This window comes from Martelella sp. NC20, assembly GCF_013459645.1.
Classification (GTDB): domain Bacteria; phylum Pseudomonadota; class Alphaproteobacteria; order Rhizobiales; family Rhizobiaceae; genus Martelella.
In genome coordinates, this window is the sequence record NZ_CP054861.1 from 516792 (window position 1) to 539455 (window position 22664).

18 protein-coding genes, 1 tRNA gene and 1 riboswitch are annotated in these 22664 nt (G+C 58.1%); of the genes, 10 read left to right on the plus strand and 9 right to left on the minus strand.

Annotated features, from left to right (window positions below; all coding sequences use genetic code 11):
- Positions 1–20: 20 nt before the first annotated feature.
- A riboswitch (TPP riboswitch) is annotated at positions 21–150 on the minus strand.
- Between the two features lie 124 nt (positions 151–274).
- Positions 275–1015 (minus strand): SIMPL domain-containing protein, encoded by a 741-nt coding sequence (locus HQ843_RS02500; protein WP_180899972.1) that lies wholly within the window; start codon positions 1013–1015, stop codon positions 275–277.
- A 160-nt stretch (positions 1016–1175) separates the two neighbouring features.
- Between HQ843_RS02500 and HQ843_RS02505 the strand changes: the two genes are divergently transcribed.
- Positions 1176–1251, plus strand: a tRNA-Ile gene (locus HQ843_RS02505).
- A 394-nt stretch (positions 1252–1645) separates the two neighbouring features.
- Here the strand turns inward: HQ843_RS02505 and HQ843_RS02510 are convergent.
- Complete coding sequence (locus tag HQ843_RS02510; RefSeq protein ID WP_246710254.1) at positions 1646–2785, minus strand: alkene reductase; 1140 nt, start codon at positions 2783–2785, stop codon at positions 1646–1648.
- Positions 2786–3458: 673 nt separating this feature from the next.
- Here HQ843_RS02510 and HQ843_RS02520 point away from each other — a divergent pair.
- From HQ843_RS02520 to HQ843_RS02530, 3 genes are all read left to right on the plus strand, one after another.
- A complete protein-coding gene (locus HQ843_RS02520; protein WP_180899971.1) occupies positions 3459–4271 on the plus strand; it encodes an AraC family transcriptional regulator in 813 nt (270 codons plus the stop codon).
- Positions 4272–4366: 95 nt separating this feature from the next.
- The gene (locus HQ843_RS02525) at positions 4367–4759 is read left to right on the plus strand and encodes a cupin domain-containing protein (RefSeq protein WP_180899970.1); all 393 of its coding nucleotides are present in this window, start codon (positions 4367–4369) and stop codon (positions 4757–4759) included.
- Positions 4760–4802: 43 nt separating this feature from the next.
- Positions 4803–5498: a GNAT family N-acetyltransferase gene (locus HQ843_RS02530; protein ID WP_180899969.1), complete on the plus strand. Its 696-nt coding sequence runs from the start codon at positions 4803–4805 to the stop codon at positions 5496–5498.
- Here the strand turns inward: HQ843_RS02530 and HQ843_RS02535 are convergent.
- Positions 5495–6267 (minus strand): IS5 family transposase gene (locus tag HQ843_RS02535; RefSeq protein ID WP_246710122.1). Its coding sequence is split into 2 segments (ribosomal slippage): positions 5495–5937 and positions 5937–6267, totalling 774 coding nucleotides; the frame shifts between segments, so codons are not numbered across the junction. The two genes, HQ843_RS02530 and HQ843_RS02535, sit on opposite strands and share 4 nt — an antisense overlap.
- Positions 6268–6532: 265 nt before the next feature.
- Here HQ843_RS02535 and HQ843_RS02540 point away from each other — a divergent pair.
- The 3 genes from HQ843_RS02540 to HQ843_RS29920 all read left to right on the plus strand — a co-directional run bounded on the left by HQ843_RS02540 (position 6533) and on the right by HQ843_RS29920 (position 10315).
- The gene (locus HQ843_RS02540) at positions 6533–8809 is read left to right on the plus strand and encodes an NACHT domain-containing protein (protein ID WP_180899968.1); all 2277 of its coding nucleotides are present in this window, start codon (positions 6533–6535) and stop codon (positions 8807–8809) included.
- On the plus strand, positions 8769–9971 hold the full coding sequence (locus HQ843_RS02545) for a hypothetical protein (protein WP_180899967.1): 1203 nt from the start codon (positions 8769–8771) through the stop codon (positions 9969–9971). The genes HQ843_RS02540 and HQ843_RS02545 overlap by 41 nt, the downstream gene beginning before the upstream one ends.
- Before the next feature lie 92 nt (positions 9972–10063).
- Positions 10064–10315, plus strand: a complete 252-nt coding sequence (locus tag HQ843_RS29920) for a hypothetical protein (protein ID WP_371822086.1) — start codon at positions 10064–10066, stop codon at positions 10313–10315.
- 173 nt (positions 10316–10488) lie between these two features.
- Here the strand turns inward: HQ843_RS29920 and HQ843_RS02550 are convergent, their stop codons facing one another.
- Positions 10489–11808, minus strand: coding sequence for a type II toxin-antitoxin system HipA family toxin (locus HQ843_RS02550; protein WP_180899966.1), 1320 nt, complete (start codon positions 11806–11808; stop codon positions 10489–10491).
- Entirely contained in the window at positions 11798–12130 is a 333-nt protein-coding gene (locus HQ843_RS02555) for a helix-turn-helix transcriptional regulator (RefSeq protein WP_180899965.1), read from the minus strand. Before HQ843_RS02555 ends, HQ843_RS02550 begins: the two co-directional genes overlap by 11 nt.
- 269 nt (positions 12131–12399) lie before the next feature.
- Between HQ843_RS02555 and HQ843_RS02560 the strand changes: the two genes are divergently transcribed.
- The 3 genes from HQ843_RS02560 (at position 12400) to HQ843_RS02570 (ending at position 14838) form a co-directional block, all read left to right on the plus strand.
- Positions 12400–12930, plus strand: a complete 531-nt coding sequence (locus tag HQ843_RS02560) for an RNA 2'-phosphotransferase (protein ID WP_180899964.1) — start codon at positions 12400–12402, stop codon at positions 12928–12930.
- 240 nt (positions 12931–13170) lie between these two features.
- Positions 13171–13965 carry a metallophosphoesterase gene (locus HQ843_RS02565; protein WP_180899963.1) on the plus strand — a complete coding sequence of 265 codons (795 nt, stop codon included), beginning with the start codon at positions 13171–13173 and terminating at the stop codon, positions 13963–13965.
- Between the two features lie 147 nt (positions 13966–14112).
- Positions 14113–14838: a hypothetical protein gene (locus tag HQ843_RS02570; RefSeq protein WP_180899962.1), complete on the plus strand. Its 726-nt coding sequence runs from the start codon at positions 14113–14115 to the stop codon at positions 14836–14838.
- Between the two features lie 127 nt (positions 14839–14965).
- Here HQ843_RS02570 and HQ843_RS02575 read toward each other — a convergent pair whose 3' ends face one another.
- From HQ843_RS02575 to HQ843_RS02590, 4 genes are read right to left on the minus strand one after another with little or no spacing between them, the layout of a single operon-like run.
- Positions 14966–15499: a 3'-5' exonuclease gene (locus tag HQ843_RS02575; RefSeq protein WP_180899961.1), complete on the minus strand. Its 534-nt coding sequence runs from the start codon at positions 15497–15499 to the stop codon at positions 14966–14968.
- Positions 15496–17715, minus strand: coding sequence for a DEAD/DEAH box helicase (locus HQ843_RS02580; protein ID WP_180899960.1), 2220 nt, complete (start codon positions 17713–17715; stop codon positions 15496–15498). The genes HQ843_RS02575 and HQ843_RS02580 overlap by 4 nt, the downstream gene beginning before the upstream one ends.
- Positions 17712–19022, minus strand: coding sequence for an ATP-binding protein (locus HQ843_RS02585; RefSeq protein WP_180899959.1), 1311 nt, complete (start codon positions 19020–19022; stop codon positions 17712–17714). The genes HQ843_RS02580 and HQ843_RS02585 overlap by 4 nt, the downstream gene beginning before the upstream one ends.
- 10 nt (positions 19023–19032) lie before the next feature.
- Positions 19033–22110 carry a TerB N-terminal domain-containing protein gene (locus tag HQ843_RS02590; RefSeq protein WP_180899958.1) on the minus strand — a complete coding sequence of 1026 codons (3078 nt, stop codon included), beginning with the start codon at positions 22108–22110 and terminating at the stop codon, positions 19033–19035.
- Positions 22111–22664 lie beyond the last annotated feature (554 nt).

Consider the following 22664-nt stretch of genomic DNA (forward strand, 5'->3'; position numbering starts at 1 on the left):
GTAAAAGTCTCGGCCAAAGCCGCGCAGCCCGAACACCATCCCTACGCCAGTATGAACTGGATCAGGTTCATCGGGTCACTGCGCTGCGCGGACCTTTCGGACCGGCTATCAGAATCTCAGCCCCTTGTCGGGACCCCCCGGGTGAATGTGCCGAGATTGCGTTCCGACAGCCGCTTTGTCAACAGCCGTGCAAGTGGCTCGGTTTTCCGCCTCCATCTCTTCGGTGAACGCGCTGCCGATGTTGAGAGCGCGCCGAACCGGGCCGAAGCCGGTACTACTGCTCGATCGCCAGCGTCATGTTGACGGTGATATTGTAGGTGTTTTCGCCGGCAGCGATCGGCGGCGCGCCTTCCGCTTTCGCCATCATCACGTCGGCTCGAAACATCATCGGCTGCGGCATCGAACTCTGCTCGGAAATCGACATCACCTTGCCGAGCGTGACGCCGGCGGCCTCGGCGAGCGTTTCCGCCTTGGCAAGCGCATTGGCGACGGCCTCGCGCCGCGCCTCGTCTTCGGCCGCCGAAGGATCGCTGTTGGAAAACGAAATCCCGCCGCCGGAATTGACCCCGAGCTTGACCGCATGGTCGAGCACGGCGGAAAGCTTGGCGAGGTCGCGCACCCGCACATTCAGGCCGTTCTGCACCTCGTAGCCGACGATTTCGCTGGTCATCGTTCCGTCATCGGCCTTGACCTGCTGATAGCGCGGGCTCACCGAGAAATTGCTGGTCTGGAAGTCCTTCTCAGCGATGCCGTCCTGTTTCAGCGCGTCGATCACCTTCTGCATGGCGGCCGAGTTTTGCGAAAGCGCTGTCGCCGTGTCATCGGCCTGGCTGACGACGGAGAGCGAGACCGTCGCCATATCCGGCACCAGAGTGGCATCGCCATCGGCCGAGACATTGATGACGGCCGGCGGCTGGGTGCTGTCGGCGAAGGCTGCCGTGCCTGCAAGCGGCAAGGCGAAAAGCAGGCCCGCGGCGGCAATGCGGACAGGTAGGCGGACAGGTAGATTGGCCATGGAAATCCCTCCTTGAAATGTGCGTCCCCTCCTCTTGACCAGCAATTGTGAAGCCAATGCGGCGGGAACTTGCGATGCCCATCAATTTGGAGTAGTCGGAGGGTCCGCGCAAGGAACCATTGCCCGCGCGGACCGTCGCTGCCTGTCTCGGCCGCGGACAGGGCCTGTAGCTCAATGGTTAGAGCCGGCGGCTCATAACCGCTTGGTTGGGGGTTCGAGTCCCTCCAGGCCCACCATTTTTGAATTTTGACAGTTGTTGTCGTCCGACACGGAAACGCCGACTTTGCGACAAAAGTCGGTTTTTTGTGAAGCCACCGACGGCGATGCCTCGGAGGCCTCGTCGCCTTCCGAATCGGGCGCCTGCTGATTTCGCCCCTTACCCATGAATTGAAAAATAGATGCCGCGCAGCGCAGCCCCGCCAGTTTTACGCTTCCCGCGCCAACAGACCGGCTTTGTCTGTGTCAATCAGACCCCGCAGCAAAACATACGCTTCCGCACCAGCTCTGACGTTTTCCGGATACCCGAAAGAAACGTTCACGATCGGCGTTCTTCCGACTTTTCCGCTCAGGTGGCGGCGCATTTGCCGTACCGTCGGGTATGGCAAATGCGCATCTGGCTGGGTACACTGACTACGACAGATTGGGATAGTCAGTGTATCCGTTTTCGCCGCCGCTATAGTAAGTGTCATGATCCGAAGGTGCCAAAGGCGCATTCGTGCGGAAGCGTTCCGGCAGATCCGGGTTGCTGATGAAGAGCCTTCCAAACGTGACGGCATCAGCCAGGCCCGATTCGATGGCCTGCTCCGCAGTCTGCTGATCATAGTCGACATTCACCACGAAAAGGCCTGAGAACCGCTTCCGGGCCTCTGGTGCGAAGGGTTTCGCTCCCTCTGGCAGGTTCGCGGACTCCATGAAATGGAGGATGCCGACCTTTTTCTTTTCAAGTGCCTCAACAGCAAACATATATGTTTGCTCGAGATTGGAATCGCCCATGTCGTTATACGGAATGCGCGGCGAAAGCCTGACCGAGACGCGCTCCGGCCCGAAGACGCTGATGGCAGCGTCCGTGGCTTCAAGCAGGAACCGCGCTCGGTTCTCGATCGGACCGCCATATTCGTCGGTTCTTTTGTTTGGGCCATCTTCCAGAAACTGGGCCGGCAAGTATCCGTTGGCACCGTGGACTTCGACGCCATCGAAGCCTGCTTCCTTCGCCGCCCGCGCCGCGGCTTCATAGTCTGCTATCGTGGATTTGATCTCAACGATTGTAAGCTCTCTCGGTGTGACCGTCGGCTTGGGGCCTTCTGCAGTAAACACCTGGCTGTCAAAGGGAATCGCGGACGGCGCTACAGGGAGTTCGCCGCCGTGAAAATCCGGATGGGACGCACGGCCTGTGTGCCAGAGCTGGGCGAAGATCAGGCCTCCAGCTTTGTGAACAGCCTCCGTGACTTTTTTCCATCCCGCGATCTGCTCGGCGGTGTGGATTCCCGGTGTGTTGGTCCAGCCGATCGCCTGAGAGCTGATCTGGGTTCCTTCGGTAAAAATCAGGCCGGCGGACGCACGCTGTGCGTAGTATGTCGCCGTCAATTCGTTGGCTACATGATCCTTCGATCGCGCTCTTGTCATCGGAGCCATGAAGACGCGATTTTTAAATGTGAGTTCGGCGTTGCCTGCGGCACTTAGAAGCTTAGATGTTGGCATGTTTTCTCTCTGATTCTGCTTTCTCGATTGGTTGAATATCTGAATGAAACCGGGGATCCCGAACGCGGCCATTTGTGATGTACAGGTCTGCCAGGGCGACTGGCTGGCGTTGACTTTGAACCAATAGCAATGGTCTCAAGTCGCAATTCGGAAGTCACCATTTGCATTCATTCCAGGAAATGCTCAGATCCACACTAAAAGTGCCCTGGAGCCCATTTCGGCAGCCTGAGCGAGATCTATCGACGATTTGGAGACGGAATGGCTGTTTTGGATGAGGGTTCGTTGTGACAACAAATACTCCGTCTGCATTGTCGACGAAGTAGTATATTAAATAAACCTAGCGTCAATTAGGCAATTGAAATACACTTGGTAGGTCTAGGGATACCTGAGTGCGGACCGGTTCTTCTCCGCTCTGTTTCCAATCGCAGTCCGCATTCATTATCTTTCATTCCAGCAGACGAAACAGCATAAGCCTTCCTCGCATGCAGATAGTCGAAGGTGTTCTCCGAGCTGGCAAAACGAAGATGCAGGCGCTTGTCGATTGCATCGCCGATGGAGACCAGCAGGGCACATTTAGGACTGCGGTTCTCGAACCATCAGTGATGCGAGGCCATCAGTCAGCACCAGTTCGCACGCGGAGCGACCTGCCCAAAGCTCCCGTTCGGGTCTCGGATCTACGAAACCCGAAGGCGGGCTTTCCACTGGCGCAATTGCCAGCGATTGACGTGGCGAATAACGTGGCCGCATGAAGACAGAAATTATATTTCTTTCGCCAGAACGACAGGCGCTTATTGATGAGTATGAACGCGCTGATCGCAGTGTCGTCGGCTTCGCCATGGATTATCCACATGGGCTTTCCTCGGGGAGGCACAGCCATCCCAAAGCGCAACTTGTCTACGCGATCTCGGGGTTGATGCGCGTGGAAACCGCAAACGCTTTGTTCCTGCTTCCACCGACCAAGGCCTTGTTTCTGCCTGCGGACGAAACGCATTCCATCTCCATGGAGGGCGATGTCGCGATGCGCGAATTGTTCATCGAACGAACCATGGCTGTGGCTCTCGTCCAGGAACCGCGGGTGCTGACGGTCAATCCGCTGCTGCGGGAACTGATCCTTGCAATCTGTGCCGAATCGGTGGCCTGGTCTCCTGACGGGCGATGCCCGCATATCATCGCCCTTATCATCGACGAAGTCGGACGTGCCAAAACCCTGATGACCCGCCTGCCGCAACTGCAGGAAGCGCGTTTGTCCGGGATCGCGCGAGCCATCGTCGAAAATCCTGCCGATCCACGAAAGCTTGATGACTGGGCCGAAGTTTGTGGCGCATCGACGCGGACGCTGGCGCGGCTGTTTCTTCACGATACCGGGATGACCTTTGGGCAATGGCGGTTACAGGCGCGCCTGAACGCGGCGTTCGCCCTGCTGATGACCGACGGAGAAATAGACCGCATCGCCCAGAAGGTCGGCTTCAGCAGTCAATCCGCGCTCGGGGTTGCTTTCCGCCGAACCTTTGGCATGACCCCGGCACAAGCCCGGAAACTGCATCTTGACGAGCCCTAGTCTTTGTCCGTTTCGCAACAAAACTTGTCCTTCTGTTTTTCAGACGAACCGTCGATACTGCATGACAGACCATGACTGCATCGAGAGGAAGTCTTATGGGCAAGGAACTGTTTTCCGAAATTGGCATCATCCGCGCGGCGGACCTTGAAGAGGGGCCGATCACGCCAGGGCAAATCCGGCGCAAGGCGCTGGAAGTTGGGGAGCTTTGGGTAGGCGAATGTCATGTTACTGCGCTGGATCAACCAAGCCAGTGGCACCACCACAATGACTTCGACAGCGTCATGTATATGCTCTCGGGCCGCATCCGCGTCGATCATGGCCCGGGCGGGAAGCAGTCTTTCGAACTCGGAGCGGGTGACTACGCCTATTTCCCGCGCCGTATGATTCATCGGGCGCAGATGCTGCAGGGCGGGGATGATGTACGGTATGTCTTCGTCAGGATCGGCCAGGGCGAGACGCTGGAAAACGTGGCTGGTCCCGAGGCCTGAAGGTGCCGGATCAGCCAGTCGAACATTTAAGAAGGAGCCTGAAATGGCAGAAGACCTGTCCACATGGACCCAGCGCCCCAAACCCGGAACCGGGCCGATGAACGGACGGTTCGTCCGGCTGGAAAAGCTCGATCCGGCAAGGCATGCGGACGGCCTGTTCGATGCCTCGGCCCAACCGGATGGGGACGAGCGGTTCCGCTGGTTGCCCAATGTCCCGCCAACCGACCGCGACGTCTTTCGCACCTGGGTGGAGCAGTCGGCAGCAAGCGAGGATCCGCTGTTCTTTGCTGTGATCGACAAAGTATCGGGCAAGGTTGCAGGACGGCAAATCTTCATGCGGATCGAGGCGGTAAACGGTGTGGCAGAGATTGGCCATATCTACTGGGGGCCATTGATGTCACGAAAGCCAGCGGCAACCGAGGCCCTGTTCCTGTTTGCCCGTCACATCTTCGACGACCTCGGCTATCGCCGCTTCGAGTGGAAATGCGACAACGAAAACCTGCCGTCCAAACGGTCAACACACCGTTTCGGTTTCCAGCACGAGGGGGTATTTCACCAGCACCTGATCGTGAAGGGCCGGAACCGAGACACCGCATGGTTCGCGATGCTCGACACAGATTGGACTAAGCTACGGCCTGCCTATGAGGCTTGGCTTGCGCCGGAGAACTTTGATGCCGAGGGTGTACAAAGGAAGACGCTTGAGGGGTTCCGCGCGGAGTTATGTGTCCTTCCATCTTAGGCCGTAGACTCGTAACGCTTTAACCATAGTCGCACAGAGAAGAGCTTGATTGCCGCGAGATAGTTGTCGGCGCGTTTGTCGTAACGCGTTGCAATTCCACGCGCTTCTTTGATGCGGTTGAAGAACCGCTCGACGAGGTTTCGATAGCGATAGAGGAACGAACTGAAAGCGAAGGTCTTTTTTCGGTTTCGCTTCGCCGGGATGTTGGCGAATGCCTTCGCCTGAGTTGCCGTGGCGCGGATGGCGTTGGTGTCATAGCCACGATCTGCCAAAAGCGTCGTTCCGGCATGAAGTCTGGTGAGCAGATCTTCGGCGTAGCGACAATCAGCATGCTGACCTTCTGAGAGGCGAAGATCAATCGGCAGCCCATCGGCATCGACGAGAGCGTGGATCTTCGTTGTCAGGCCGCCTCTGGAACGTCCCATGCTTCGATTGGCGCCCCCTTTTTACCGGTGGCGCCATGCTGATGCACGCGAACACAAGACGAGTCGATCATCTGAATATCGCCGTCGAAGGCGGAAGAAATCGCCGTGAGAAGGTGATCCCAGACACCAGCCCGCCGCCAGCGGACAAAGCGATTATAACAGGTGGTGTGAGGGCCATAGCGTTCCGGAACATCGGCCCATGGGCTGCCGGTACGAAAGCGCCAGAGTATGCCGTTGATCACACGGCGGTCATCGACCCGCGGTACGCCGCGGCTGTTATTGGGCAGAAGCGGCTCGATCACCGCCCACTCGAAATCCGTCAGGTCAAAACGTCGGCGCATCAATGGTCTCCTTTCCAGAAACCATTGAATCAAGTCATCGCACCCATGTGAACCCCATTTATGGGTTTACGGCCTAGCGGAGGCCCTTGGATATCTCCGCCAGCAGTTTGGTCTTCCAGAGAGCGAGGGCCTGCCAGCCTTATTTGAAAGAGTGCGTTCGGCAGCTCAGCGCCACATAGAGACATTTTCTGAACAGGGTCCCGCCCATGCTGTTTCACTCTACCTGACAGCGGCCTCATCCCGGGTAAGGTCATTCACGCTCGTCGAAATGGCCGCAGCACTCCGGTCGTGTGGCATCCTCGACCTTGTGGCCGAACCGGGTCAGGGCAAGTCAACGACATTGGTACAGCTCGGTGCCACACTGTTGGGAAGCGGACCGCTGCCATTGTTGGTCCCTCTCGCCGAAGTCGGCCATAGCGTCGATGACCTCTTTGCGTGGATGGCTGCACGTCAGGCATTTACGGGAATCCGGTCAGATCATCTCAAGTTCCTCGCGTCGCACGGCGAAATAGCGTTCCTGCTAGATGGATGGAACGAGGTAACTCCGGCCGCGCGGCTGGCGCTCATCAAGACCATGCGGGCGCTCAGGCGTGAATTTCCGCTCCTCGTTATCTGCATTACCACCCGCCCGCAGGCCGCTGCGGTGCCATTCGTTGCGCGGACGATCCACGTCGAATCGCTTTCTGACGAACAGCAGGAGGAGATGACATCAAGGCACGGAAGTGTCGGGCAGGACTTGTTGGACCGCGTGCGCAGGACCTCTGGTGTCCGTGACCTCGCCCGGATACCATTTTATCTTGAGGCCCTCCTGCAGGTTGGAGATTCCGGCGCACTCCCCACGTCCAAGGAGGGCACGATTGCGTTGCTAGTGAAACAGCATGAAGACATTCCAGAACGCGCCGAGCAACTCCGACAAAGCATGTTGGGGCAACACCGGCGTTATCTGAGTGACCTGGCTGTTGCCATGATGCAGGCACGGACTACGGTGCTGGATGACACGGCAGCACGACAGTCCCTGAGGGCGACAAACGCCAAGTTGTTGGCCGAAGGACTGGTCCAGAACGCCCCTGAACCAGCCAGCGTCTTGGAGAACCTAGTCGCTACCCATGTGCTGGTAAGTGGCGAAGGCGACACCTACGCCTTTCAGCACCAGCAATTTCAGGAGTGGTACGCCGCCGGTCATGTCGAGGCACGAATGCGTGACCTTCCCAAGGACGCTGGCCTCGATAGCAGCTTCGCCCGGGAGCTTCTCAATGATCGGCTCTGGGAAGAAGCTATTCTCTTTGCGTGCGAGCGTCTTGCGGTGGATGCATCTGGTTCCGCCATCGTCGCCCAGGCGGTAACACTTGCGATGTCAGTCGGACCGATGCTCGCGGCGGAAATGGTATATCGGACAGGAGACGCCGTTTGGGCCTTGGTCTCAGCCGAGGTGCAGGTCTTTGCCCGGGCGTGGCACCAAGCCGGTAAGGTGGATCTGGCCGTCGGTTTCATGATGAAGACCGGTCGTGCTGATTTTGCCGACATTGTTTGGCCGCTCCTATCCAGCTCTAGTGACCAAATCCAAGCCGAAGCTCTCCGCCTCGGTGACCGTATCCGTCCGACTGTTTTCGGGGATCACCTGAAGAAGGACTACGAGCAGTTAGAGGAGCGTGTTCGGGAAAGACTCACGTCAGGGTTGATCCTCGGGGGCGGCATGGAAGCGCTGGAGACAGCACTCGACCTCGCCAAGCGGGACCGCAGCGTCGAGGTCAAGTCCGAAGCAATCGAGGCGTTGCTTTTCCGCGGCGCACCCCGGCAAGCGATAGAAGTGCTGGATGGCGCGGAGGATGCAGTTTGGCAACGCGTCGCCGAACGGGACTATTTCGACGGATTAAAGGCCCCGAACGTCCTGAGGCGATTACGAGCACTGCAGCAGGAGGATGCCAAGGCCAACCCAAGCGCTCCCCGCCGATTTGCGCGCTATACCCGCAGGGCCCAGATCACAGGGGACGCCGCGGAACTCGAAGGAGTCCTGCGCGACAAAAAATTGGACCTCAATGCCGAAAATACAATGGCCACGTTCCATCAGGCTGCAAGCGCGTTTCCTGCAGTCGTTGCAACGGCGCTGCAGGATCGGATTCTGGCCGACCTCTCATTGCCCTTTAGAGTACAGGGTTATCTGTCACCCCAGCCAGTCAGCGAGGCCGCGGAACTCACGAGCATCATCGATGGTAGCGCGGAGGTTGATGAGCGCACCGGCGGCGCACTCTTCCTAGCGGGACCCGGCATCATCTCGCGGATGATACGTGAATTCTTGGCGCTCAAGCCCCAAATCTATGCGAACGGCATGCCGACCTCGCAGCAATATGCCCCCCTTGGCGCTGCTGCGAGACAAGATATCAGCTACGCGGCCCGAGGCGTTCGTCAAAGCAATCGCGTCATTCTCGACCATCCAGAACCCAAACGATATCGAGGCACTCGCCGACCTCGTCACCGTCCACGGCAAGCACGGCACAAACGAGCGCATGGACGACATTCCGGCAGAAGCGCGCCGCCAGCTCGTTGAAACGTTGAACGGCTGGGCGGATTGCCTAATGGCGTCCGGACCACCGTCACGGCACGACATGGCAGAGGTAGTGGATGCCATGCGGCGGGTGCCGGACCCGTCACAAATGAAGTGGGTCGCGGCATTCCTTCAAGAGGACCTCAATCAGCGGGATGCACTCAAGGAGCTGGCCACGAAGGGCCGTGACCGTGAGGCTCTGAACGAATGGCGCACCTCTCATGCCTTGTCATACCGGCAGGCGCTTTACGAGATCGGCTCCGACGAAGCATACGAGGTTGCAAGGTCGTTGCTGCGACATCCCGAGTTTGGCCATGACGCGGCCATCGCACTTCGCCTCATCGCTATGCCGGCTCTCTTGGAGAAGCGTGCAAATGTATGGCCCGATCTGGATCGCGCCCAGTCCGCACGTGAAAGAAGGTCAAGCCAGCCTGAACTGTCGCTTGATGCTGCCGAGAGCATGCTTGACGTAGCGACGGAACTAGCTTCGGCCAAGCCGCCACACGGGCGTGCCGTGGCAATGGCCGCGATTGCCGTCGTCATGCCGCATATAGCCCGACCAGAATTGATGACAAAGATTGCGGGGTTCGAGGTCAATTCTCACATAAAACTCGACTTGTTCAACGGAATGATCGTGGGTGGTCTGCTGCCTCCGGCCGACTTAGTTCTTCAAGAATTAGGAAAGGTCTTGGCCGAGAAGGAGGACAGGTGGTGGGACGATCAGACATCGTATGTGATGTTCAGTTGGCTGAAAGTGTTTCCGAACACCGACCGCCCCGATTCTATTTTTGATGCCTTGGCACTCGTACCTGAAAAGAACCTTTCGAGGTGGCATATCCGAGATATTCTGCCCCAGCTCAGGCTCCTGGATGTCGAAACAAGGGCGCATATGGTGCGCGAGTTTGCTCTCAAATTTCCTGACATGCTGTCGGAGCATGAGTGGTTCGATCAAGTACGAAAACTCGGCTTCCGCGCGGCGATGGACCTCCTACTCCAAGGAGCCGAGGGAGACCTCGGTAAAGGCTTCGACATGAGCTCGGGCCATTTCCTGCTAACTGAACAGCTCGCCTACGCCATGGCAGACGGCGATGAAACTTACCTCTTCGAAAGACTGGCCCAAGCTCGCTCCGACAAAGCGAAGGGCTGGTCTTCTCTGTTCTTCTGAAAACTTCTTCCGTAGACGGCTTGCTGGCCGCGGCACGATCCGTTGTGGGGCGGCAGGTCATCCGTCGGCAAGGAGAACGCGGTGTCGAGGAGATGATATACACCAAAGAGCCGCATAGCCCTGACGGAACATCCTACGAGCTGAGGGCGCGCAACGCCTCCGCGCTTCGACGAGAGTTGTTCGCATTGACGATATCTCCCGACAAGGACCAGGCGGCTTTTGCGGCAGACTACCTGACCCGCATCGATATGATCCGGCAGGAATATGGGGCCACGGAGGATGAGCCGAGACACCCTGATATTTGCAGTGGCCGACCTTGGCCACATGTGGCCTCCCCCCACTAAAACACATGGGCTCAGCGCTGGCGCATGCCATGGAGCGTGCGCGTCCGGCCACATAAACTGGGCGGATGCCAAAGTCCGTTCTCGATCACCTGTTGCCCAATAGCCGCCAGTCCCCCGTCGGCCCCAATTCAGACAGTACGCAGCCGAATTGATTAATCGCCACCCAATCAGGATCAGGTGTTGGCGATCCGCCTTCGTGCGTGGCTGAACGCTTTTGCCAGAGCCACACGACTTTCTCCGAGACCATCAACGCAGTACGCGTTTAGGAACTGACGTCCGGCCAACAGCTTCGCGTCCGTCTCTCTCAGTCGCGCCTCTTCACAAACGCGATGCCATTCGTTTGCGATGGTCGTGATCTGGCCCTCCACGATCACGACGGCCTCGACCTCGCTCAACAGGAAATTGGCAGCCGCATCGATGCAGCTCTTCAGCGTGCTCATGCGGTTGTCTCCGCTGATCAGCATAGCCTGCGTTGCTTCATTTCCCGTTCGGCCTTGAGGGCAGATGTCATAGGCAGGTGTAAGCGTCAGCATCTTACCATCCCAGAAGGCGGCGTGATTGCGGGCATGATCGTCGGTGTTGCCGCACAGGATGTTGAAGCAGAGCCGTCCGAAGAGTTCCTTCAGCGTTTCCTTCGGTCGCGTGAAACGGTGGCGGATGATTTCGGCGAGGTCCTCGTAGGAGGCATAGCGGGCCATCATTTCATCGAGGCCGAACATGGTCAGGGCCGAGACCATGGCTTTTCTCTGCCAGCCATTGTTTCCTTTGACGCGGTCGAAGCGCTCGATCAGCAGCACGTCCTTGTTCGCCGCAGATGTCATTGTTACCGGCGCAACGTTCAGACCGCAGGCGGCCGCAAGCCGCATCGCAATGAACTCGGCCTTCACCACGCTATAAAGGTCGTTGCTCGAAGAGAACTTGGCGATCAGCTTTCGGTCACCACGATCGATCAGTGCCTTCGGTCGAGCGCCACCGATCGAAGTGCCATGGTTGAGCGCCTGATCCAGCGCCGGCGTCAACGGAACGCCCCGCTCGATCCGGCCGGCGGCTTCAATGAGTTCCTCATAGGAGGCTTCGGCCTTGAGACGCGGAACATATTCCGTTGCCGATTGCTGAAAATCGAGTGCGCCGATCCGATCGGAACCGGATTCCAGCAGATAGGTCAGTTCGGTGATATCGCCGGTGTCGTTTTCGGCGGGCCTGCCGCCCACCAGACGGTTGAGAATGACCCTGCGACCCCACGCGTCAGGCGAGCCATCCCGCAGGCAGCTTGCCATAGGTAAGCCGGCGTCGGGCTCGATCAAGCCACGACGGAGCGGAAGCTCGGGCTCATATATCGGGATCGCTTTGTCTCGGCCCAGATAGCTGGCGCCATAGTTGAAGACATAGCGGTTGCCATCATGCGTGATGCGACCGGCAACAACCGGTTCAGTGTGCCCAGGCAGCCAGATCCAGACATAGGCCTCCTTGTGCTGCGAAAGCCTAGAAGTCATCATCGACCTCCTGTGGGCTATGACGAACGCTCTTGGGCAGAAGCGCCAGCTTCTCATCGAGGCGGGCGTTATGCATGGCCAGTGTCTGATCATCCAGATCGAACAGGCGGATGCCGACCAGAGTGGCGACCTCGAAGACCGTGCCGATTTCCGGCCCCGGTTCCCCATATTCGATCCTGCGCAGCGTCTTGCGGGTGATGCCGGCACGCTCGGAGAGCTCGACAGCGGTCAGGCCGCGCTCAACGCGTGCGGCCCTGATCAGCTTGCCGAACAAGGACAGGGCCTGTTTTGTGGCACGGGAGTAGCTGCGCGTTCGTTTCATGATAGCTCCGTTGAGAGGATCATTTAAAATCCTTTTGGCCGTCTATGAGTATTTTAAGGCTCATTATAGTCCAAGATAGACGAAACGCAAACATTCGAGACTTATATGCGTCATAAGGCATTCCACGGATCATATAATGCTCACTTCTGATGCGATTTATGCAGCGAATTTGCCAATCCCACGCCATTGCGCCATATCGATGATCGCTTATCCAGGAACGGTTTGCCTCGCGGGAACGTCTGCGCCGGAAACTACTCAAAGGTCATGCAATGAGCAGCGACAGCAAATTCATCTCCCGCGTGCTCCGGCACGAACCAGAGCTTCTGGGGCTGAAGCTGCGAGCAGGCGGATGGGTACTTGTTTCTGACCTGCTGCGCGGCCTGAAAAAAGCTGGCCGTCCATTGAATGTGGAAGAGCTGAAACAGCTGGTCGCTGACAACGACAAACAGCGTTTCACCCTTTCGGAGAACGGCCAGATGATCAGGGCGGCGCAGGGGCACAGCATCGCGGTGGACCTTGGGCTCTCATTGTCAGTGCCGCCGCCGGTGCTTTTCCATGGAACCGCCCGCGCCAACTTAGACGCCATCTTTGCAGATGGCATCAAGCCGGGCCGCCGCCAATACGTCCACCTGTCTCAGGACGCCACCACTGCCGAGAAGGTGGGCCAGCGTCATGGCAAGCCCGTGGTGTTGAGCATCGATGCGCAGCGCATGCACGAAGATCAGTGTTCCTTTTGGGTCGCCGACAATGGCGTCTGGCTGACGAAATGGGTGGCTCCGGACTATCTGGGGTTTCAATAAGGCCGAGCAAACGGTGGTCTTTTTGGCTGCCCCTGCGCTCGGGCGGCCTCAATGTACTTTCAGATACTTCTGGTTCCAGGTTCAGTGCCGGAAAGCGTTCGGAGAGGTGGCTGTCCCGAATAACAGATCGCCACTCTGTTTTTCGCATTTTATCGTTTTAATACAGAGCATTGTAAGTGGGGCGCCATCGTGTAAGAACGCAGCCAGACCCCTTGTTGCTTCCTTCGGATAACACCTCTCATGCCCGTTCTGATCGCCGCCGACCTGCATCTCGACCAATGGCTTGGAGAAGGACGTGACCCCTTCGCCGCGCTGCCTACTGAGATCCTCGGCACATTGGATGCACTCATCATCGCAGGAGATCTGGCGGACAAACCGAAGACGAGATGGCCAAGAATGCTCCGGCATCTCGGGCGTCATATCGGCCCGGCACGTATTCACGTGTTCCCAGGAAACCACGACTACTACCACCACGTCATTGATGGCGATGACCGTCTTGCCGAATTGACAGCTCAGGCTGGCGCCAAATTTGTTCAGAAAGCAGCAATCACGGTCGGCAATACAAGGTTTCTGTGTTGCACGCTCTGGACCGACTTCGCGCTTCATGGGGCGCCTGCTGCGGCCATGGCGTTCGCCAGAACACGGATGAATGATTACCGCTATATCCGTAAACCACCCCGCTACGGCAAAATCCAGCCATCAGACACGGTGCTCGTTCATGGTGATCATCGGCGCTGGCTGGAAGACCAGTTGGCGACGCCGTTTGTTGGCAAGACGGTGGTGGTCACGCATCATTGCCCACACCCGGAGCTGCTGTCAGATACGCCAAGCGAGTTCGATCCGATCTACGGCTCGGATCTTCGAGCAATGATCACGAAGCACAATCCTGACGCGTGGCTATTCGGCCATACGCATCGACAGCGTGAAACCGTTGAAGGCGACACGATTGTCCGCAACGTGTCGCTCGGCTATCCCTCGGAAGTGGAAGCTGGGCAAGAAGCTGACCTCTTGATGCGAGGCATGATCGATGTCTGATCTCGCCGGCACGGCGAAGAGCGACGGTTTGAAGCGAACGACTGATCATTCGGTGCACTCGGCAAAGGATTGGTGATTGTTCGCCAGTCTTGCCGCAGCGATCAGAACGTTTAGTTTGGCACCGACCTCCGACACAGAGCAAAGCCCATGATCGCGTTTCAAACCCTGCCAGACGACCATCCTGATCTCGCCCTGCCGCCCCTGCTGCGCGGTGCTTGCCTGATACTCACCTATGCCGCGGAACATGGCGGGATTGGCTTGACTGCGACCAAGGCGTTCAAGCGAGATTTCGTAAGGTGGGCGGTGGAGAATTTTGAATGGCCAGGCAAATCGGCCGAAGAGATGTTCCGCTATCAGTCGGTCATCAATGAAGCTGACTTTCCACCCGTCGATATGTTGCACTTCCTGCTGATCCGCCTCCGTCTGGGACGTCATTACAAGGGCATGTTCCGCGTCACCTCCGAAGGCAAAGAACTCGGGGTACATCCCGGGCAGCTGTTCAAACGGCTCATATCCTTTTTCGTGCTCAATATTGATCACGCGGCCTATTCCCGCCTCGGGGAAGGCGTGTTCGGCAACTGGGATGTCTGGCTCAATGTCATGAATGTCGAGATCGAAGACGGGGCGAGCGAAGACAATCTGTTCAGCTGCTTTTTTGGCGAGGCAGAGACCGGTAATGACCGGCGCTGGCGTGAAGTTCATGCATTCGGTGCTTGTGTGCTCAAGCCTCTGGAATGGAGCGGCTTGATCACCGTGCAAGAGCTTCGCGACCAGGATAACAAGCTGGAATACATCGTTACCAAAACAGCCCTGTGGCGCTCAGGCCTGAAACTCGAGACGGACGACCTCGTTCAACCCGTGACACGGCACTGAGAACGATTGAGGTGCATCCTCCCGCACGAAAAGCCGGTCGATTTCTGCATACTGTTGTTCAGAATGGCTGCCTTCGGCAGACCTGCGATTTCAACCTGCAAATTGGCAACCGCTGCGATTCGAGGGGTTATCCAGATTGCTGTTGCTCGCGTACCTGCAAAGCCTTGAGCCAGCCCCAAGCCAGGCGAGCACTGTCGGCGCCGGCCCGATGAGGCACACGCATGCGCTCGAGCTTTTCGTATAGAAAATCAAGGGCGAGACCATCGAAATGAGTGAAGCTCACAGCATCGTAGTCTTCGACGGTGATCGCTGAAGGTGCCCAGCCTGCGGCGCTAAGAAGACGGCTTAGCCAGTGGTGTTCGAGCCTTGGAGCATCTGAAACAAGGATAAAGCCCTCGATTTTGGGCATCAGCTGTTGGGCGACGTCTTCAACGGTCGGGGCGGTCTCCAGATCCGATATCGAAATTCCATGCACAGCCTCGCTTTGCTTCGACCAATCCGCGCGCTCCCAAACCGATGCTGGCCGTATCAGCGACGACCATGTCTGAACCTGGTTGCCTTCAATCCATGATATGCCGACTTCGATCGGCCAGCTCTCTGCCGAGAGAGACGAAGCTTCGAAATCCAGGGCCATGAGCGTTTCGATATTTTTGCCGGTCATCGATTTCGTGCGAACTGCCGCTGCATCGAAGCCAGAATTTCAGATGCAAGGCGGATCGCGCCAGTCTCATCCAGCCGGCAGGAAAGCGCATCCTGTTGCAACAGGTCTGCGCTCAGAAACGGGTGAAATTTTTCAGACTGTGGTTCTGCCTGCCGGTAGAACAAGGAAAGCCTCTCGCTTTCTGCAATCAACGCAAGCGCATCCTCAAGCCCGAGTTCAGCTTCTTTCGTGCGAACCTCGATAAACCCGTCATAGATCGATGTTTCAAATCCGAAGCCTCCCAGCGCGAGCGCCAGTGTGTTGGTCACGACACTGCCCTTGCGGGTCGCAATGAGATGGCCATCCTCCCCCGTGGCAATAATGCGGTGGAAACCTGCTTCTGCCAGCGCGAAATTCCCACGTGCTTCGGCAAGAAGTGCCGCCGCCTGCTTGTCGAGGTAGATCGGCACGGCTTGGCCTTCCAGAACCTCGAACATTTTCTCCACCACCTGGTTATCGATCTCGCCGGGATCGCCTCCGAACAATGGCGGCGCACCTGCCCTCGATCTTGTTACGAGGATGACCTTTTCCCTCTCGTGGATCTCGACAATTTCCCATCGCCGTCCCGAAAAGATGATGGTCATGCCGGGCGCCAGGATGTTGTCGACAGGCAAGGTTCCGAGATCCTTGCCCTGTTCGACAAGGCGAAATTCCTCCGGCGTCTTGAACACGGCGTAGAAGCTGTAATGCTCAACCAGTTTCTCGCCCTGTCGACCAAGGAGAAGCAGGCCGTTGTCGGACTGCTCGATCAGCGCAATATCGGGACTTCCGATCTGTCGCAACACGGCGAGGAACAGGGTGGTATCGACAGCATAAAACGGCCCCTTGCGGCATAGCGTGGCGTAAAGACGTTCCGCGCTCGCGCCACCGCGTTCGGCGATCACCGCAAGGATCTGATGAACCAATGTCGAAAGATGAAGCGCTGACGAGCGCGGGGGCTCATACCATTTCTGAAGATAGAGTTCGATCATGGCGATGGCCCGCACCAGACCGAGCCGAAACCGGTCAGCAAGGTGACTGCCCTTCTCAAGTCGCGCCTCGATCTGATATTGGCGCAGGATCGAAGGCTGGCCGGCACGGCGGCCTGACCGCCCCAGCCGCTGCGCCAGCGATGCAACCGTGAACGGGGCGCCGATCTGCGCGACGCAAGTCACCGAACCGATATCGATGCCCAGTTCGAGTGTGGATGTGCAGATCGCCGTCGTCGGCAGGCTCGCATCCTTCAGGCGTTTTTCGACGAATTCACGGTGTTCCTTGGAAAGAGATGCATGGTGGGGATAGAACTCCTGCGGAAGCCCCTGAGCCTCGCCGAGCAGGCGCAACCGATCGGCATAGAGTTCCACTTTGCCTCTGGAGCCGGCGAACACCAGATTGTTTGAGCCGCGCAACTTCTCGAACAGATGCATGGCGATCGCCGCTTCGGCGGAACGATCATCTTTCGCCGCAACCTCATCCTCAGGCACTTTTCCACCCGTGAGGTAGCCTCTCAGCTGCACCTGAAATTCCGCGCCACCGCCCGCTGCATCACACAGAACCACATCATCGGGGGCTTCTCTTCGCAGAAAGTGACGAGCAAGACCGGTGTCGCCGAGCGTGGCAGAGAGCCCGACCCGTCGGATTTGCCGTCCCGTGGAGATTTCCATACGCGTCATCAGGGAGCGGAGTTGAATGCCGCGTTCCGAATCGAGGAGCGTGTGCAGTTCGTCCAGCACGATTGCCCGCGTTGCGCCAAACAAGGTCGCGATCGAGCTACCGCGGCGAACGAACAACGCTTCAAGTGATTCCGGTGTGATCAACAGAACCCCACGGGGTGCTTTAAGCGCGCGCGATTTCACACCGGAGCCGATATCGCCATGCCAGGGAACAACCGCAAGCTCGGCCTCCCTGCACATATCCTCAAGGCGCCGGGTTTGGTCATTGATCAAGGCTTTCAGCGGACCGACATAGACCAGGTCGAAGCCGTGGTCCTGAGCGGGTTCTTCAAGCAAGACATCTGAAATCAACGGCAGAAAAGCGGCTTCAGTCTTCCCTCCTGCCGTTGCCGCAGTGATGATGACATCGTCATTCGTGCCGAGAATGGCGTTAATGCCTGCCGTCTGAACCGGTCGCAGCGAGGGCCAGCCCTGCTGCCGTATCCATTTCTGAAGCGGGGGTGCAAGCTGGTCGAAAGCGTTCATCCGAGTTTGAAGCTGCTCAGTTCGTCATCCGATTGGGGCGCCACACCTGCACCATCTTCAATGTCGCTCATGTCATCGCCGGTGTCATTGGCGATCTCGATCTCCTCGATCAGGTCGCTCCACTCCGTGCCCGGATTCTGCTGCAGCACTGCGACAAGATTGACGAAGGCCGTCACCGTGTTGCGCGGTGTCCGGAAATAGGCCTCGCCGATCCTTTCGGAACAATGGCGCATGAAGGCTTCAAGCGCGGCATCCGGCAACTGCTGCCCCTCGTCATGGGCAATCAGATTGACCTTGCTCAGCAACACGAAGAGATCTTCGGGGGTCAGGCTGGAAAGCCGGACCACAGGCCCGGAAAGATCGACCAGGCCATCGCGGGCAAAGCTGTTTTCGGCAAGCCGGGATTGCAGCGCCTCGTAACTGTAAAGCCCGCGCCGCGTGTTCATCAGGAATTCCGGCGTGCCGCCCATGATGAAGCCGAGATGGCTGGCGCTGCCCTGCAGAACATCATTCAATATTCGCAAAATCTGCTCGTAGTTGGCATTGCGCGCCTGAGAGGATGTCAGTTTGAACAGGTTCACCATTTCGTCGAGAGAAACCAGCAGGCCGCTATATCCCGCCTCGCAGACGAATGCGGACATCAGTTTCAGGTGATCATAGACATTGGCATCATCGATGATGGTGCGCACGCCAAGCGCATTTCGGGCGTCTGTTCGTGTCGCAAACTCACCACGCAGCCAGCGAAGCGCTGCCGACTTGAGTTCCTCGTCACCGGTCTCGTGTCCCTCCCAGTAATTGCGGATCACTTCGGCGAATTCGAAGCCGTTGGTCATTTCCTCAAAATGCGCCAGCCGCTCCCGGATCAGTTCGCCTGTCGCCTTGTCCTGTTTTTCCGCATCCCGCTGCAACTGGCTGACGAAGCGCTCGACGACGCTCGCCATTGCACCACCATCCGGCTTGGTGCGCGAGGACAGGTTCCGCGCCATCTCGCTGTAAAGGCTACGTGCCTGACCACCGGTCGCGTGCAGCCGCCGATCAGGCGCCAGATCGGCCGACATCACGATCAGCCCCTTTTCGAGGGCAACGAGGCGGATGAGATTTAGGAAAAAGGTTTTGCCGGAGCCATATTCGCCGATGACGAAACGGATCGCCGAACCGCCCTCCGCGATCCGCTCCATATCCCTGACAAGTTCCTCGATTTCGCGGGCGCGCCCGACCTGAATGTGTTGCAGCCCCAGTCGCGGGACCACGCCCGCCCGCAATGCCTGGATGATCGTGTCGCGTTCTCGTCGCTTTATGGCAGCCATCTGTTCCCCCTTAAGCCGGCAACTGCAATCGCCGGACGATATCCGTATTCAACTCGAAACCTTCGTATTCCTCAATAAGCGCATCGTCGTAGCGCGAGAATGACCATTCATTGATCGTTTCCAGTCCACCGGCCGCCATCAGGCCATGCTGACTGGCCAGCATGTTGAATTCCATCTCCGACCACTGATCGCGGGTGACAAGCTCGATCACGAAACCCGCGTGAACCGGATCGAGGCCAGGCAGAACGTGCTGCTGCACGTCATCATGTGGCTCATCATCGAGATCATCGTCGATATCGGAAGCGAAGATGGCGCCCAGAACAGAGGAGACGCGTTCTGTATCCTGGCGGATCGATGCAATTCTGCCGCTGTCGAGAAAATCGGGGCGGGCTTCGGCAGGAATCGCTTCGCCCGGCTCGGTCGGCTGCGCGCGCAACAGCGTGACCGGTTCATCTGAGGCTGAAAGCGCGTGAATGTCGGAGTAGACCTCCGCTTCGGAAATGCCGAGAAACTTGTAGATCTTCTCGATCGCGGAGACCTCATCGGCTGCGACCACATTGTCGGCGTGAACCATTGCCACAATGGCCCTTCTGATCGCGCCGCTCTCGGCCGGAGAGACGTTCTGCAGGCTTTTGCGCAGCCCCCTTGCGTCAGGCGGCACGGAAAGTTGCCAGGCAAGATTGGCTGTCAGGCGATTTCGCTCCGCCTCGTTCAACGGTTTGTCGTCGATCAGGCGCTGCAGTGCCATGCGTTCGGCTGGCGCAATCTCGTTGTCGGCATGCGCGATGAAAGCGCCGACCGTTAGTTCGGTTAGCGCTTGTTTATATCCGTCGCTGACACTCTCGAGATCGCCATCAGCTTGCTCAAAAAGCATCACCGGATCGCCGATCTTCGGACCGCGCGGGGCAAAGCGCGGATCGGGAGAAAAGCCGATGCCGAGCCGCGCAAGCGCATCGGCCGCGCTCACAAGCTGTTTCTTTCCGATCTTGTCAGGAACCGAACCTTCCAGTTTGGCGACGAGATCGACCAGCTGCACCAGGCCGCCGCCGTCGATGATACCGTGTGCCCAAAGCCTGATCTCCTCAAGATCGGCGGAGGGGAACAGCGGCCAGAGGGTTGGCGGAAGCAAGGCATGCGCTTCGACGCTCCCGCGCCCTTCAGGATTTCGACCGAGATAGCGGCTCAGCTTATCGAGTTCGTCGATGGCCTCGTCCGCGATTGACTTTGCTGCGGTAACAGGCGTTCCAAGGCTGGATATATCCGGGATCGGCTGACCGTTTGCTTTCGGAAGGAGCTCAACCTCGAACTCCGAAGACGCTGCCCGGTAGGTAACCTTGAGATCGCGTTTGGGCTTGCGGAGCTTAAGCCCGTCCGGATATTTTTCGTTGAATTTCAGGCCGAACAGTGCACGGAACTCCTCCGCACAACGCTGTGCCGGGGTGCGTCCGTAACATTCCGGGTGGCAATGCCAAAAGCTCAGCAGCTGTTCGGCCGATAGTCGCCCTCCTTCAGCGATTGTCGTGCCCAGCAGGATTTTGACCGGAAGCGGCAGCTCGCCGCTTTCCGACCCGAATGCCAGCTCAAGCGGGCGCGCGTCCTCCACAAAAGGAGCTGCGGCTTCCAGAAAAAGGCCAAGATAGCGCCGCGCCGAATGGTTCTCGTAATAGAGCGCCTGAAGACGTTCGACCTCGCGCAATATCTCAAGCTTTTCAGACATACCGGGCTTGTCGACGAAGAACCGGCGTTCGAGGCTGTAAAAATAGAGAAACATGTAACCGGCGTCATATCGGGCATCGTTGCGGCCCGACGCGAGCCAATCGAGATATGTCCCACGGGCGATCGGCGACATCTCCGAATAATTCGGCCAGTACGGCATGCTCCCCCCAGCGATGTCGCCGCTGCCCGATGAAGCTTTCAAACCGGGATCGATATACGCCCGGCATTTTTCCTGATAGCGACCGGCCCTTGGCGGCGTGCCGACATAGACCATCCCCGCGATCGTGCGCCCGGCAATCTTGACGGTCTCTCCCGGTGGAAGCCAGGCGCCCTGCTTTGCGAACCACCCACGATCGGAGGTTTCGCGCTTGCTGGTCAGGCGATCGGAGCCGGTCTCGACATGCAGCCCACCAGCGCTTCGCCGGTCAGAGACCGTAGAAGGGGACGAAACAGGATGGCTTTTTGAAGCAAAGAGACCTGCTGCAGGATTGGCATTCGCCAGTCTGAAATGACTGTCATCTGCTTTGCGCTTCGCAGAGGTTGACCCCGATGTGGCTCCGCCACCGACACGGTTCATTCCGGCGGGGACTACTTCGCTAGGCGGCGATACTGCCTGTTTTCCGAGTGGCGCAGTTGAATACGCCGACGCCGAACGATTTGCGGACACAAAATTGCCCTCGACGGCGTAGTTTCTCGCATTAGCTTGCGCGATCTTTCTCTTGATACGTCTGCGCCGGAGCCAGATGAAAATCAACAGAGCGGGAATTGCGATTACAAGAGCGGTCTCAAGCGGGTCATCTGACGAAGACGTACCGCTCTCTCCGACAACCGCCTTCGGCACCTCCGTCCGGGCTGACGGCGGAGGCGGAAGAGTGTCGGCGCTATCACCGTTTCGCCCTTCCTCCGCAAGCTCCGGCGCAGATGAAGGAGCCGGGCTCTCAAGGGGAGGCGACGTGGCGCTTGTGTCCTCGGCAGGGAATTCCTCTTTGCTTTCAGACTCGGAGTTTCCAAGGGCATTGATCGGCGCCGTCTCTGCTTGGTTCAAAGGGACCGGTTCCTCACTGACAGCCGGGACCGTCGCTATTGCGGGCGGATCTGGCTCGGCCTCTTTCCCGATCGCCGCCTGCGTGGCCGCATCTTGCATGCCGGTCTCTGCCAGACCGTGATCTGCCTGGAACGCTTTCAGTGCGGCACGTGTCTTGGGACCATCGATTCCGTCCACCGTCCCCGGCCTGTACCCATTTTCGGCCAGGAAACTCTGAAGTTCTCGAATAGAAAGTTCTTCTGCGTTAGCTATCGGCGCAAACCAGATCACCGCGCCAGCGAATAAAACTGCCAGACACTTCCAGAATTTCGCCCCCACCTCACTCATTGCAAGTCCACTTTCAACGCATTGCTCGGAGTAAGGCCAACATTGCGTTTTTTGACCTCTTCTTGCAAGCACTCCTAAATATAGCGATCTATGACTTTGGCGACTGTCGGCTCGATATAGGCCAGGTCGGACTGGTGCAGCCGAGGCGGCATGTGATTGCTCGCGATGGAGCATCGCGACAACTTTGGGGGCTCAACGGGATATGCACGTTCGTGCCCGTCGCCGTGAGATTCATTCGCGTGAAATTCTCGTGTCCGGGCACGAGCCAGGCCTCATCGAAATGACTCAAATGGGGCCGAGAGGTGACCGTCCGGTTCAGAGTACTTGAAAAGAGATAGCCGCCGATCTCGGCCATCGCGCTGCACTGTCGGCTGCCGGCCACTTGAAGTCATTTCGATTTCTTAGCACAAATGTCTGCTACTCACGAAAGCTTCCGTTGGCATCCGATCGTCTCTGACGCACGCCGTACAAATGTCGAACTCCCCGCGAAGGCGATCACGCCCCTGGACGGCTATTTCGACGGACTCCTCGCCGAGGTTATACGGATCATGTCA